The sequence below is a fragment of the Pseudoalteromonas sp. SWN166 genome (assembly GCF_015864485.1).
GTDB lineage: Bacteria > Pseudomonadota > Gammaproteobacteria > Enterobacterales > Alteromonadaceae > Pseudoalteromonas.
This window is the reverse complement of record NZ_JADYXB010000001.1, coordinates 51,280-65,105: the sequence shown is the minus strand read 5'-3', so window position 1 is coordinate 65,105 and position 13,826 is coordinate 51,280. Positions and strand designations below refer to the sequence as shown.

At 38.9% G+C, this 13,826-nt stretch carries 13 protein-coding genes; 6 read left to right on the top strand and 7 right to left on the bottom strand.

Going from position 1 to position 13,826, the window contains the following annotated elements; translation table 11 throughout:
• Positions 1–3: 3 nt before the first annotated feature.
• From gshB to I6F49_RS00310, 4 genes are all read right to left on the bottom strand, one after another.
• Positions 4–954: a glutathione synthase gene (gshB, locus tag I6F49_RS00325; protein ID WP_166419713.1), complete on the bottom strand. Its 951-nt coding sequence runs from the start codon at positions 952–954 to the stop codon at positions 4–6.
• A 54-nt stretch (positions 955–1,008) separates the two neighbouring features.
• The gene (gene rsmE / locus I6F49_RS00320) at positions 1,009–1,743 is read right to left on the bottom strand and encodes a 16S rRNA (uracil(1498)-N(3))-methyltransferase (protein WP_197177954.1); all 735 of its coding nucleotides are present in this window, start codon (positions 1,741–1,743) and stop codon (positions 1,009–1,011) included.
• A gap of 69 nt (positions 1,744–1,812) precedes the next feature.
• A complete protein-coding gene (locus I6F49_RS00315) occupies positions 1,813–2,307 on the bottom strand; it encodes a hypothetical protein (protein WP_197177953.1) in 495 nt (164 codons plus the stop codon).
• A gap of 66 nt (positions 2,308–2,373) precedes the next feature.
• Positions 2,374–3,267 (bottom strand): DUF350 domain-containing protein, encoded by an 894-nt coding sequence (locus I6F49_RS00310; protein WP_007585393.1) that lies wholly within the window; start codon positions 3,265–3,267, stop codon positions 2,374–2,376.
• A 77-nt stretch (positions 3,268–3,344) separates the two neighbouring features.
• On the opposite strand from I6F49_RS00310, the gene glnE reads away from it, so the two are divergent.
• Entirely contained in the window at positions 3,345–6,140 is a 2,796-nt protein-coding gene (gene glnE / locus I6F49_RS00305) for a bifunctional [glutamate--ammonia ligase]-adenylyl-L-tyrosine phosphorylase/[glutamate--ammonia-ligase] adenylyltransferase (RefSeq protein WP_197177952.1), read from the top strand.
• A 72-nt stretch (positions 6,141–6,212) separates the two neighbouring features.
• Here glnE and I6F49_RS00300 read toward each other — a convergent pair whose 3' ends face one another.
• The 3 genes from I6F49_RS00300 to tolC all read right to left on the bottom strand — a co-directional run bounded on the left by I6F49_RS00300 (position 6,213) and on the right by tolC (position 9,221).
• Positions 6,213–6,785, bottom strand: a complete 573-nt coding sequence (locus I6F49_RS00300) for a toxin co-regulated pilus biosynthesis Q family protein (protein WP_024592837.1) — start codon at positions 6,783–6,785, stop codon at positions 6,213–6,215.
• A 41-nt stretch (positions 6,786–6,826) separates the two neighbouring features.
• A complete protein-coding gene (gene lpxL, locus I6F49_RS00295; protein ID WP_197177951.1) occupies positions 6,827–7,756 on the bottom strand; it encodes an LpxL/LpxP family Kdo(2)-lipid IV(A) lauroyl/palmitoleoyl acyltransferase in 930 nt (309 codons plus the stop codon).
• 109 nt (positions 7,757–7,865) lie between these two features.
• Positions 7,866–9,221, bottom strand: a complete 1,356-nt coding sequence (tolC, locus tag I6F49_RS00290) for an outer membrane channel protein TolC (protein ID WP_166376475.1) — start codon at positions 9,219–9,221, stop codon at positions 7,866–7,868.
• 151 nt (positions 9,222–9,372) lie between these two features.
• Here tolC and I6F49_RS00285 point away from each other — a divergent pair, with 151 nt between their 5' ends.
• From I6F49_RS00285 to parE, 5 genes are all read left to right on the top strand, one after another.
• Positions 9,373–9,999, top strand: coding sequence for an NUDIX domain-containing protein (locus I6F49_RS00285; protein WP_010553288.1), 627 nt, complete (start codon positions 9,373–9,375; stop codon positions 9,997–9,999).
• A 50-nt stretch (positions 10,000–10,049) separates the two neighbouring features.
• Complete coding sequence (locus I6F49_RS00280) at positions 10,050–10,508, top strand: DUF1249 domain-containing protein (protein WP_166419721.1); 459 nt, start codon at positions 10,050–10,052, stop codon at positions 10,506–10,508.
• Positions 10,495–11,280: a metallophosphoesterase gene (locus tag I6F49_RS00275; protein ID WP_166419722.1), complete on the top strand. Its 786-nt coding sequence runs from the start codon at positions 10,495–10,497 to the stop codon at positions 11,278–11,280. Before I6F49_RS00280 ends, I6F49_RS00275 begins: the two co-directional genes overlap by 14 nt.
• Positions 11,265–11,825, top strand: a complete 561-nt coding sequence (locus I6F49_RS00270; protein WP_166419723.1) for a YqiA/YcfP family alpha/beta fold hydrolase — start codon at positions 11,265–11,267, stop codon at positions 11,823–11,825. Before I6F49_RS00275 ends, I6F49_RS00270 begins: the two co-directional genes overlap by 16 nt.
• A 108-nt stretch (positions 11,826–11,933) precedes the next feature.
• Positions 11,934–13,823, top strand: a complete 1,890-nt coding sequence (gene parE, locus I6F49_RS00265) for a DNA topoisomerase IV subunit B (protein WP_197177950.1) — start codon at positions 11,934–11,936, stop codon at positions 13,821–13,823.
• Positions 13,824–13,826: the final 3 nt, after the last annotated feature.

Here is a 13,826-nt window from a genome sequence, read left to right as displayed (position 1 = left end):
TAATTACTTACCTAATTTACGCTCAATGGCATCAAACAAAATACCTGTAATAGAAATATCATAAGCAGCTTCAATTTCGCGCACGCACGTTGGTGCAGTTACGTTAATTTCAGTTAATTTATCGCCAATAATATCTAAACCTACAAATATTAAGCCTTTTTCTTTAAGCGTTGGTGCAACCGCTTGCGCTATTTTTAAATCTGATTCGCTAAGCGGACGTGCTTCGCCTTTACCGCCAACAGCTAAATTACCGCGTGTTTCACCATTTTGTGGAATTCGCGCTAAACAATACGGTATCACTTCGCCATCAATAACCAATACGCGCTTGTCGCCTTGTTTGATCTCTGGGATGTAATTTTGCACCATAGCAAAGCGGCTGCCGTGCTCGGTTAGCGTTTCACAAATTACACCAATGTTGGCATCGTCTTCTCTAAGGCGAAAAATAGATGCGCCACCCATGCCATCAAGGGGTTTTAAAATAATGTCTTTATGCTCGGCTAAAAACTCACGAATTTGTTTTTGGCTGCGTGTAACCAAAGTATCAGGCGTATGCTCGCTAAACCATGCTGTAAATAGCTTTTCGTTAGCATCGCGAAGGCTTTGTGGCTTGTTAATTATTAACGTACCTTCTTGTTCTGCACGCTCTAAAATATACGTTGCGTAAATGTATTCAGTATCAAAAGGAGGATCTTTACGCATTAAAATTACATCAAGGTCGGCAAGGGCTATAGTGGCTTTTTCTTCAAGCTCGTACCATTTTTCTGCATTATTAAACACTTGCGCTTTAGACGCTGTAGCGTACGACTTACCTTTACGAAGAGATAAATCATCCATCTCCATATAATAAATTTCGTAGCCGCGTTCTTGCGCTTGCATCATCATTGCAAAACCGGTGTCTTTTTTGATGTTAAATCCACTAATAGGATCTGAAATAATACCTAACTTAATTGCCATGCGCTGTGCCTTACTATAAATGTTACTGTTTATATGAGGGTGCTTTTAGTTATTTCAATTAGCTAAATCGCCAAATTGAAGTTGTAATGCACTTAAGACCGTTAAAGCAGCCGTTTCTGTTCGTAAAACGCGCGGACCTAAGCGAATATCTACAAATTCTAGTTGTTTAGTTAGTACCATTTCATCGTCGGTAAAGCCGCCTTCAGGCCCGACTAAAAAGCGTACGCCATCTTTAGGTACGGTAATGGTTTTAATACTGTGCTCAGCACGAGGGTGAAGCGTGAGCTTAATTTCATTGGTTTGTTGTGCAAGCCACTGCTTTAAATCTACAGGAGGATGAATAATTGGCACAAAATTACGCCCAGATTGCTCTGCCGCTGCAATTGCTATTTTTTGCCATTGTTGGTGTTTTTTCTCAAGGCGATCGCCCATTAGTTTTACACCACAGCGCTGACTAAAAAGTGGGGTGATTTCGGTAATACCCAGTTCAACCGACTTTTGAATTGTAAAATCCATTTTGTCGCCACGCGAAACACACTGACCCAAATGAATTTTAAGCGGGGATTCTACATCGTGAGGATTAAGCTCCAATGGCATTACGACGACTGTTTTTTTTGTTACCTCAATTATTTCACTAAGGTATTCGCCGCCTTCGCCATTAAAAATAGATACATGCTCGCCTACTTTCATGCGCAGCACTCTGCCAATATGGCCAGCAGCATCGTCATCTAAAGCTACAGGGGTGTTTAGGGCAATACTCGATGTTTGATAAATATGAGGAACTCGCATAGGGCGTCACTTACTACTTAGCGTAAAAATATATACTGCTATGGTAAGTAAGCTGGCAGCTGTGCGCAATTATTTATTTTTATTAAGTTGCTCGGCGAGATCTATTAAATCTTGTGGTGTGTGCGCTATATCGTGGTGATTTTGCGAAGGTTCGGTTAATGTTTCGTCAGTAACCCGGCTTAGTGTATAGCCTGTATCATCAAGGTTTATTAAAAAGCGATCTTCATGTAACGAGTTATAAATAAAGCGCTGCTTATCACTTGCGAGTAAGTAATCGGCATTATTAAAAAGTACACCATGTAAATTATGATGCTCTTTTAAATAGTTAATGAGTTCAGATACGCTAATTTCGTTTTCAAGGTCGCAATAACTATAGTCTTTAATAAGCTCATCAAACATCATTTTTACTAACTGACGGGTATTACTGCCTGCTGCAATAAGCGTACTCGCTTTTGTTTTGCCATTATTATTTATATAGTATTCGGCAAATGCTCGGCTAAATTCGTTATCTATGTCGATTAGCAAATAGTTCGTGGCTTCAAGTGGCATAGGGCCTCGTTGCATCTAAGCAAAGTAATTACCTTAATACTTAAATGCAAACGATTTAATCGTTGCACTTTTAGTAAAGGCCTAAAGAGAAAACATACTAATAAGTAAATAGCCTATAGCACAAAAAACAGCAAACTCTATACATGCTACCCCAATATTATCTTGATGGTCTATTTCAAGAGCCGTATCAATATTTGGTAAAGAGATAACTTTTATCACATACGTTAAGCTGTAAAGCAGTATCCACATTACACCGCAATGCATAACGAGTGTAAATATGTTTTCTACCATTTTACCGTTTTGAAATGCTGCGCTAGATAAACCAGCATACACAGCCAATGCTAAACCGATTGATTTGCCAGCATACCTTATACCAATAGATGTATTCTCTAGGTTAAAGTTACTTTGTAGCGAAGCTCCTTGATTTGCTTTTGCAAAACGGTGTTCTCGTATTTTACTATCCAGTGCAAACATTCCCTGAAGCGTAAAAAAGCTAACACAAGCAATAAGTAAGTTGCTGAATCCTTGGGTGTGCGTCCACGTGTACAAGCCAAGTGCGATAATACAGTTAGCGATTAACATGCCTGAATCTACCAATGCAGCACATACATTTTGTTTTAGTATGGCAGCTTCTTCGTTAAACCTGTGAAGTATCCATTTTCTGTGAATTAAATGACCCACTTTTATAAAAGTGAATAAAAGAATAATAATAATTAACACTTTTAACGGGTTTGACTGTGCGGTACTTATGCTTATTTCGTCAAATAAGAAAGCCATAGTGGCTATAACAACTGATATTTCAGATGCAAAACTAATACCCATGGCAAAGTTGTCGTGTTGTGCTAGCTCATCTTTAAGCGCTTGTTTTGCTTTGATTTGAGTGACAACTCGTAAACAAAAAATAGTTATGCAAATAACCGCAAAACTAATGGCAATCGCAATAAAACTAGTGTTAGATAAAGACAAATATGACATGGTGATCCTAATTAAGTTAACCTTTCTAGGTTTTAATCATTCTAGTACGGTTATTGATGATATAAAAGAGAGGATTGATGAGTAACGTAAAGCAACTTCCTATTCAATTACAAAAACTTGGCTTGATGCGCTTTGAACAGTTATACCTGCAGCAAAGTAAACAAAGTGAAGTTGTAAGGTTATTAGCATTAAGCGACTTTGCTTGGCGCAGTTTAGAATCACAACCTGATTTAAATACTTGGCTATTATGCAAAGACGAAATACAAAATAGAGTAATAGATTCTCCTTTTAAAAACCTTAACTTAGCTGACATTGATGAAGTACAGTGCCATAAAGTACTTCGCCAATATCGTGAAAAGTACTGGCTCAAAGTCGCCTTTTTAGATTTATGCTGTAACAATCCCATTGCCGATAGTATTAATTACATAAGCCAACTGGCTGACATGCTAATAAATAGTGCTAACCAATGGGCGCATGCACAGGTGGCAAAAGTAAATGGTGAGCCGCTTGATGAGCAAAACCAAGCAATGCCATTAATGGTTTTAGGGATGGGGAAACTTGGCGGACAAGAGCTAAATTACTCCTCTGATATTGATCTTATTTTTGCATATCCGCGCAGTATAAAAACTCAAGGTGGCCGCAGAAGCCTTGAGGCCCAAGTATTTTATACCAAAGTTGCACAAAAGCTCATTGCATCACTTAACCAAGCCACCGGTGACGGACAAGTATTTAGAGTTGATATGCGCTTGCGCCCGTTTGGCGAAAGTGGTCCTTTGGTTATGAGCTTTAACGCTATTGAAGATTACTACCAAGAGCAAGGTCGCGATTGGGAGCGCTACGCAATGTTAAAAGGGCGCTTAATTGGCACGCCTAATAAATATTGGGATGAATTTATTAAGCTTTTAAAGCCGTTTGTTTATCGCCGGTATATTGATTTTTCGGTAATAGAATCCTTGCGTAAAATGAAGCTAATGATTGCACAAGAAGTGCGCCGAAAGCGCTTAACTAATAATATAAAACTCGGTGCAGGTGGCATACGTGAAGTTGAGTTTATAGTGCAAGCCCTGCAAATGGTACGAGGTGGGCGAGAGGCTAATTTACAAACTCAATCACTACTTAAAGCATTAAATGAGTTGGCACTCAACCAAGTTATTGATGAGCAAGAAGCAAGCGAACTTAAGCGCAATTATCTTTATTTACGAAAAGTAGAGCAGTACTTACAAATATTTGACGATCAGCAAACGCAAACACTTCCCGATGATGAATTAAATCAACAGCGTTTAAATTTATTATTAGAACAAGCCGATTTTGATGCCACTTTAAGCACTATTGAAAAGGTGATGAAGCAAGTTAACGGTGAGTTTGCACTCGTTATTGGCGAGGAAACTGCGCCACTTGATACCTGTGAAGGCGCATTTATTAGTGCTTGGGATCATGGCGATGTGAGCTTTTTAAAAGAAGCTAGAGATGAATGGCAAACACCCCTTAACGATTTTAAATTAAGGCTTTCTAAGGTAAATATAGGTAACCGAGGGCGTGAAACTCTTGATAAATTAATGCCTGTTTTATTAAGTCAGTTAAATGACTTTAATGCCAGCGCAGCTGCTTTTACAATGGTTTGCCAAATTTTTAATAAGATAATTTCACGTACTGCTTATTTAGAATTGCTATACGAAAACCAAGGTGCATTAAAGCAACTCGTTTTACTGTGTTGTCATAGCAAATGGATAGGCGAGCACATTTCTCGCTACCCTATATTGCTTGATGAGCTAATAGATCCGGCGGTTCTTTATAAACCGACACCATTAACTGCTTATAAAGATGAAATAAGACAGTATTTTTTACGAATAGAGCATGACGATTTAGAACTGCAAATGGAGTCGCTTAGGCAATTTAAGCAAACGCATCAATTACGAATTGCAGCTGCAGATGCAACTGGGGTTCTTGATGTAATGAAAGTAAGCGATCACTTAACAGTACTCGCTGAGGCGATAGTTGACCAAGCTGTTAATATTGCATGGCATAACACTGTTAAGCGTTTTGGCATGCCCCCTGGCACTGATGACGAAAACAAAGGCTTTGCTGTTATTGCATATGGTAAAACAGGTGGCTTAGAAGTAGGGTACGACTCAGATTTAGACTTAGTATTTGTACACAATCATGATGGCCCAAGCCAAACAAATGGTGAAAAACCGATAGATTCTCGGCAGTTTTATTTAAAGCTCGCTCAGCGCTTAATGCATTTGTTTAATACTCGTACTGCTTCAGGTATTTTGTATGAGCTCGATACGCGATTACGCCCTGAAGGTGCATCAGGTTTACTTGCTATCAATTTAGAGAGCTTTAATCACTATCAGCAAACTCAAGCATGGACGTGGGAACATCAAGCACTTGTGCGGGCTCGGTTAATTTTGGGCCAAGACGATCTGATAGATCGTTTTTCACAAATCCGTAAAAATATTCTTTGCCAAAAACGCGACGATGCCGTATTAAAAGCTGATGTGATAAAAATGCGCGAAAAAATGCGCGACCATCTAGCGAAAGGAAATACTGAGCAATTTGATTTAAAACAAGATGTTGGTGGTATGGCTGATATTGAGTTTATTACGCAATACTTAGTGCTTAAACACGCTAATGAATTTGAGCAACTTACCGTTTATTCAGATAACGTAAGAATATTAACGGATGCAGCAAATATAGGCTGTATTACTAAAGAGCAAAAACAGCAATTGATCAAAGCGTATATTGGTTATCGCTCGTGTTATCACGTGTTGAGCTTGGATCAAAAGGGCAAATTGATCTCGCGAGAAACGTTTTTACAAGATATTACTAACGTAACAAATATCTGGCATAGTATTTTTGAATTGAATTGAATTGAATTGAATTGAATTGAATTGAATTGTAAAACCCAAGCGCTTGCTTGGGTTTTTTGTACGTGTAAACCCTTAAATCTTTAGCTTTAAACAGTTTGTTCGCACAAATTCTGATGGTAACTCTGTAATAACCGCTGCTCTTTGTTTGTGGCAAAAGTAAGTGTAAACCTCATGCTCAAAGTCGTCATTTATAGCACGACCAATTTGATAAAGTGCTGAAGTAAAGTTGCTGTCTACTCTAAAATGATCTTTAACTACGTAGTCTTTACTTAAATACCAGTAAAGCTCAATACCTTCATTTTTAGCATATTGATAAAGTACGTCTTTAAGTGTTGTGCCATTTTCAAAGCGTCTAGGTTCAACTTCTCCAGTCCAAGTGGTCGGCATTGGATCAACTGTTCGCGCACGTTCCGCTAATACTCTATCTAAGGTCTGTTCTGGTGTTTTAAGTTTTAAAACAAATTGATCTCGTTCTTTATTACTTTTTACTTGGTTACGAATAGAGGAGTAAAAACGTGATAATCCTTCGGCAGCTGCATTTTTAGATTTTTTAATATCAAATAAAGAACCATCACTCAACAAAAAGTATACGGCGAGTGCTATTAGTACAGCTGCAAATGATAAATGCCTAATCCAAAACCACATGATTATTACCCACCTTATTTGTTCCTATTATTGTTATACCATTACTTTTTATAAAAAGAAGGGGTATTTTTATCAGGTCGAGTTTTAAAACGACGGTGTAGCCACATATATTGTTCGGGTGCGGCATTAACAGATTGTTCCATGCGTTGATTTACACGTGTTACATCAGCCTTATTATCACCACTGGGGAAGTTTTCAAGCTCTGGCAGTATTTCTAAGTGATATTTACCATTTTCATCACGGCGAGTTATTAAACTCATTGTTTCGCAGTTTTTACTGCCTGCAAACATAAGAGTACCCGTTGTAGTTGCAGCGTCAGGTACTGCGTAAAATGGGACAAATTCACAGCGGTTACGACCGTAATCTTGATCGGGTAAGTAATAACATACCTTTTTATTTTTTAATGCTTTCAGTAAACCTTTTACATCTTTTCGACCGATTAAATATTCGTTAGAGCGAAGGCGCCCATTAGTCGTAAAGTATTCCATTAGTGGGTTGTTATGAGGGCGATAAAAGCCAACACCCTGACACTCTAAGCCCATAATACGGCTAGCCATTTCAAGATGCAGAATATGAGGGACAAGCAATAAAATACCTTTACCAGACGCTTGTACGCGTTCAAAGTGCTCAAGCCCTTTAAAAGACCCTAATGCTTTTTGTGCTCGCCACTGCGGCCACCACCAGGCCATACCAGTCTCAACCATTGCAATACCGGTGTTTTCCATATTTTTGAGCACAAGTTTTTTTTGATCTGCTTCGCTCATATCAGGAAAACACAGCTTAATATTTACTTCTGCAATATGGCGACGGCGCTTCATAAATTTATGAACTAAGCGACCAAGCTGTTTACCCATTGCCAATTGTAGTTTTTGCGGTAACCAAGAAATTAAATATAAAAATAGAACGCCAATCCACGTTAACCAGTATCGAGGGCCCAAAAAAGATGCTTTAAAAGGAGATGAGGTGACCACAAAAATATCTCTGAGAATAAAAACGATAGTTTAACGCTAAGCGCTGTAAAATACAAAAAGCCAGCATTTAGCTGGCTTCCAATGTTTTTAACTACATGAATTATGCGATTTAAGCGGCTTTTAAACCTTGGTTTATAGCAACTAGATCTGCACTTGTTAATGTACCAGCAGCTTGTTTTAGGCGAAGGGTAGATAACACATAACGGTAACGTACATCAGCAAGGTTACGCTTTGCATCGTATAAATTTTGCGTACTTACTAGTACGTCAACAATGGTACGAGTACCTACTTCAAAACCAGCTTCAGTTGCTTTAAGCGCACTTTGAGCTGAAACAACAGCTTGCTCTAGCGCTTTGTAAGTAGCAATGTCTGAAACAACTTGGTTATAAGATGTAATCACTGTGCGAGTTACTGCACGATAATTTGTTTCATAATCTTGGCTCGCACCTACGTAAAATGCACGGGCCTGATTTGTTGCAGCAACTGTAGCACCACCTGAATATAAAGGTACGCTAAAGTTAAGCCCTACAGAGCTTGAGTCTGAACGTGGCTGATCATCAAAGTTAGCGCCATTTATTTGATTGTCTGTAAGAGAATCGCCGTAACTAGCACTTAGGGTTAGTTTTGGGTAATGACCCGCTTTTGCTAATTCAATTTGATCTTTTGCAATATCAACCGTTACTTTAGACACTTGCAGGTTTATATTTTTATCTTCAGCTATTTTAACAAAGTCGCTTGAGCGCTTAGTTGGTTTAGTTGTTGAGAAAGTATCTGTATTTAAAAAATCTAATTTTTCGTGGTATTTACCTGTAATCTCACGAAGTTGCTCGCGTGCTGTTTCTACAGCATTACCTGCAATAATTTCTTGAGCTACTGAGTTGTCAAACTGAGCTTGCGCTTCGTGTACGTCTGTAATTGCTGTTAGGCCAACTGCATAACGTTGTTTTGTTTGCTCAAGTTGGCGTTCAATGGCACGTTTTTCAGCTTCAACAAATTCAAGGTTATCGCTTGCACTTAATACGTTAAAATAACCCTCAGCAACGCGTACAATTAAGTTTTGTTTAGCTGCATCGTATAGGCCGCTTGCTTGTAGAGCTTGTTTATCAGCAATATCTAACGTATTCCAGGCACCTAAATCAAATAATGTTTGGCTTAAGCTTACACCGCGAGAGAATTGGTCTGTATCACTTTCAACTTTTACTTGGTTAGATAAGTCGCCAACGCTTTGGTACGACGTTGCATCGCTTTTTGTATAACCCATAGTTAAACCAATTTGAGGTAATAGTGCACTCATCGCCAAATCGCTTTGGTAAGACTGCGCATCGGCTTGGGCTTTTGCTTTTAAAACAGTAGGATCGTTAGCTGTCGCTATTTCAAAAACTTGTAGTAAATCTTCAGCTTTCACTGCTGTTGCACCTAGTGCGCATGATAAACTAACTAGCGCCGCAAGAATGTTCTTTTTCATGTGGGGTTCGGTCCTTAGACAATTTTTGTACTAAAAGCATGTTAACCTGTTTTACTCCATAACAAAAAAAATAATTAGTAAAACAGTATGTTCAAGTGTAACAGAATATATTAACGCATTTTAAAGCTTTAGATAAGTAGGAGGTAGGTACGTGGTTGATAAAAAACTCGTTCAATTTACACATAAAGATGTAAATTTAAAGCCAATAAAAAACCTTTATAAAGGTTTTTTTCAGGTTGATTTGTACCAGTTTGAACATGCTCTTTTTGCGGGTGGAAAATCTAAAGTAATTAGCCGAGAAATATTAGAACGTGGCGATGCAATTGCAGTACTCCCTTATGACCCAATTTCAGATACTGTTCTTTTAATTGAGCAAATACGTATTGGCGCTATTAAAAGCAAGCATTCGCCTTGGCTACTAGAGTGCATAGCTGGAATGACAGACGGCAGCACTGATTACGAATCAGTTGTAAAAAAAGAAGCGTATGAAGAAGCTGGGCTTGAATTAACTGAACTTGAATTTATGCTTTCATACCTATCAAGCCCTGGTGGTACAACTGAGCGCTTGCATTTGTATTTAGCGCGTACTGACTTAAGCCAAGTGAAATCAGGTGTATATGGTCTTGAAACTGAAGGGGAGGATATAAAAACTCACATTCTATCAGTTGATGATGCGCTAATGCGCCTCAATAACGGTGAAATGGATAATGCGGCAACGGTTATTTGTATGCAGTGGCTTGCGCTTAATCGCGAAAAAATGGCCAGCAAATGGGCATAAGTTTTTACTAAAACTCTTATTAAAACTATTACTAAAACTATGGCGGTACTTTGACAGCACAATTAGCAACAAAGCGATATATTCAGAGCCTCCCAAAGTATTTAACACTTTGTGAGCATAACTATGTGCGACTATTAAAGTTGTTACCGAGCGAGCGCAATATAGGAAGCATTCGAGAAGTAAAACTTGGCAATAGTGAATTTGCTACAAAAATTGATGGCAGCGCAAAATACACCATGGATATTTCAATTAAGCAGCTAACAGGAATGGTTAAAGGGATTATGCCGCTGTATTTAACGGTGCGTTTGTATCACGATGCCAAAGTGGCTGAAATTGTTCATCACGATTACCATCAACGTATAAAACCATCTTATGGATACCCTAACCCTAAAATGCATCAAAAAGATGAAAAGTATCAACTTAATGCTTTTTTATACGACTGGTTAGTAGCCTGTGTAGAGCACGGGCAAGCGACATTAAATTGGGATGTAAATAATGGCTTGGTTTGATGATACGTATACATTTGATAAATCATCTTTGTGCATTGCTCATATTACTGACAGTCATTTATTTGCAGACAAAAGCGGTGAGTACTTTAATGTAAATACCGCAGATCATTTTGAACAAGCCTTAGCACACATTGCTGAGCAGCCAATAGACTGCATTATTTTTGGGGGCGATTTAACGCAAGATCATAGCTTTGAATCGTACTTACTATTTAGTGAACTTATAAATGCCAGTGACATAACTTGCCCTGTATTTTGGGTGCCAGGTAATCATGATGAACTAGCAATGCTTAATCGTATAAGTGGTGGGCAAATAAATTCGGCTAAACATATTATTGCTAATGGGGTTGAGCTACTTCTTATTAATTCGAAAGGACCTACGCCCGCAGGATGGGTTACTGGTGCGCATTTGGATGAAATAACGGACGCTTTAGTCAACTCGAGTAATAGTAAAATTATATTTTGTCATCATAATCCGCTGCCAATAAATGGCTACCTTGATAAACACTTATTAGAAAATGGCCCACAGCTTTTAAATATTTTAGTTAATAGTAATAATGTATCTGCGCTTTTTCATGGGCATGTGCACAATGATTACGAACAAAGTTTTAGAGGGCTGCCCATATATGCGACCCCAGCCAGCTCAATACAGTTTGTAAAGCACACTTCACAGTGGGAGCAAAAAAATACAGGGCCAGCTTATAGAATGCTAAATATAAAAAGTAAAAAAGATAAAGTAGATGTAAAAACGGAAGTAGTATGGCTAAACGCGTAATTTATATTCATGGCTTTAATAGTTCACAAAAATCATATAAAGCTGTGCGCTTTGGTGAGCTTATGGCAAACTATGACGTTGATTATTGTGTACCGAACCTAAACCACGAGCCCCTACAGGCTATCATTGAGCTTGAGCAATTACTAACGCCAAATACCGTTTTATTAGGTAGCTCGTTAGGTGGTTTTTTTGCCACGTATTTATCGCAGCGTTATCAAATTCCTGCAGTGGTTATTAATCCCGCGGTCGCACCCTATAATTTATTACAGACGTTACTTGGGCCTAATTATAATCCGTATCAAGATTATCATTACGACTTAAATAACAGTCACATTGAGGCGCTTACATTACTCGCTGTAGATAAATTAGCACACCCTGAGTTGCTGTACTTATTACAGCAAACAGGCGATGAAGTGTTGAACTTTCAACACGCAGTAAAATATTATTCACAATGTAAGCAATTGATAGAATTTGGTGGCGATCATAGCTACGTTGAATTTGAACGCACCTTTGCAAGTATTGTAGATTTTCTTAAAATCACGTAAAACTAGTTAGCCTGAACTGAGGTTAGTTACTATATTAACGCTTTAGCGCATATAACAATAAAACTAGTAAAACGTATTAGAGCCTTAGCGGATATAAAGACAAAAACTATGAGTGATCAAAATTATAACGCCGAAGCCATTGAAGTACTTAATGGATTAGATCCGGTAAAACGACGCCCAGGGATGTACACAGATACAACACGTCCCAATCATTTAGGCCAAGAGGTTATCGATAACAGTGTCGATGAAGCTATGGCGGGTCATGCTACTCGTATCGACGTCATACTCCACGAAGACAATTCGCTTGAAGTAAGCGATGACGGGCGTGGTATGCCTATTGATATTCACCCAGAAGAAGGTATCCCTGGGGTAGAATTGATCTTCACTAAATTACACGCTGGTGGTAAGTTTTCTAATAAAAACTACCAATTTTCGGGTGGTTTACACGGTGTAGGTATTTCGGTAGTAAATGCGTTATCTACGCGTGTAGAAGTAACAGTAAGACGCGATGCTCAGCAATTTAGAATGGCATTTGAAAGCGGCGATAAAGTAGAAGACTTAAACGTAATTGGTACAGTCGGTAAGCGTAACACCGGTACTACGGTTCGTTTTTGGGCTGATGTTAGCTACTTTGATTCACCAAACTACTCAATTACCAAGCTTAATCATTTATTAAAAGCCAAAGCGGTTTTGTGCCCAGGGCTACGTATTAAGTTTGTTAATAAGCAAACAAAAGAAACCCAAGAATGGTTTTACGAAACAGGCTTAAAAGATTATTTAGTTGAAGCCGTTAAGGGTTTTGAAACATTACCGCAAGACCCGTTTGTTGGTGAGTTTAAAAGTTCAATTGAAGGCGCTGACTGGGCTGTTGTATGGCTGCCAGAAGGTGGCGAATCAATAGCTGAAAGCTACGTTAACCTTATTCCTACCGCGCAAGGTGGTACGCATGTAAATGGTTTACGCCAAGGCTTGCTTGAAGCAATGCGTGAATTTTGTGAGTTTAGAAACTTACTCCCTCGTGGTGTGAAATTAACGCCTGATGACATTTGGGATCGTTGTAGTTACGTGTTGTCGGTAAAAATGCAAGACCCTCAATTTGCCGGTCAAACAAAAGAAAAACTATCATCACGCTCGTGTTCTGCGTTTGTATCGGGGGTTGTAAAAGACTCGTTTAGTTTATGGTTGAATGAACATACAGATACCGCAGAATTATTAGCTGAGTTATGTATTTCAAATGCGCAAACTCGCTTGCGTGCAGCTAAAAAAGTAGTGCGTAAACGTGTTACTGCAGGTCCTGCCTTACCGGGTAAACTTACCGATTGTAGCGCGGCCGATAACGACCGCACCGAATTGTTTTTAGTGGAAGGTGATTCTGCTGGTGGCTCTGCTAAACAAGCACGCGATCGTGAGTTTCAGGCAATTATGCCGCTACGTGGTAAAATTTTGAATACCTGGGAAGTTGAGTCAGGCCAAATACTAGCATCACAAGAAGTACACGATATTTCAGTGGCGCTGGGTATTGATCCAGAATCAACCGATATGTCGGCATTACGCTACAATAAAATTTGTATATTAGCCGATGCTGACTCGGATGGACTACACATCGCAACACTATTATGTGCACTGTTTGTTCGCCATTTCCCTGAGTTAGTAAAAACAGGGCATGTGTATGTAGCAATGCCGCCATTATTTAGAATCGATATTGGTAAAGAAGTTTATTACGCACTTGATGAGCAAGAAAAAACCGCTATTTTGGCACGTATAGAAGCCGAGAAAAAACGCGGAAAAGTAAACGTACAACGATTCAAAGGTCTGGGTGAAATGAACCCGTTACAACTGCGTGAAACCACGATGGATCCAAATACACGACGTTTAGTGCAGCTTACGCTTGATGAAGAAGTAGAAACCATGGAAATGATGGATATGCTGCTTGCTAAGAAACGATCGCCTGATCGTCGTCAATGGTTAGAAGATCATGGTAACAAGGCACTCGTTTAATTA

What these genes read in the sequence shown, in the direction of transcription:
- glnE (WP_197177952.1), top strand. Translation starts at nt 3,345, where the DNA reads ATGAGTAACGTAAAGCAACTTCCTATTCAATTACAAAAACTTGGCTTG.
- gshB (WP_166419713.1), bottom strand. Translation starts at nt 954, where the DNA reads ATGGCAATTAAGTTAGGTATTATTTCAGATCCTATTAGTGGATTTAAC.
- I6F49_RS00270 (WP_166419723.1), top strand. Translation starts at nt 11,265, where the DNA reads ATGGCTAAACGCGTAATTTATATTCATGGCTTTAATAGTTCACAAAAA.
- parE (WP_197177950.1), top strand. Translation starts at nt 11,934, where the DNA reads ATGAGTGATCAAAATTATAACGCCGAAGCCATTGAAGTACTTAATGGA.
- I6F49_RS00275 (WP_166419722.1), top strand. Translation starts at nt 10,495, where the DNA reads ATGGCTTGGTTTGATGATACGTATACATTTGATAAATCATCTTTGTGC.
- I6F49_RS00315 (WP_197177953.1), bottom strand. Translation starts at nt 2,307, where the DNA reads ATGCAACGAGGCCCTATGCCACTTGAAGCCACGAACTATTTGCTAATC.
- tolC (WP_166376475.1), bottom strand. Translation starts at nt 9,221, where the DNA reads ATGAAAAAGAACATTCTTGCGGCGCTAGTTAGTTTATCATGCGCACTA.
- I6F49_RS00300 (WP_024592837.1), bottom strand. Translation starts at nt 6,785, where the DNA reads ATGTGGTTTTGGATTAGGCATTTATCATTTGCAGCTGTACTAATAGCA.
- I6F49_RS00310 (WP_007585393.1), bottom strand. Translation starts at nt 3,267, where the DNA reads ATGTCATATTTGTCTTTATCTAACACTAGTTTTATTGCGATTGCCATT.
- rsmE (WP_197177954.1), bottom strand. Translation starts at nt 1,743, where the DNA reads ATGCGAGTTCCTCATATTTATCAAACATCGAGTATTGCCCTAAACACC.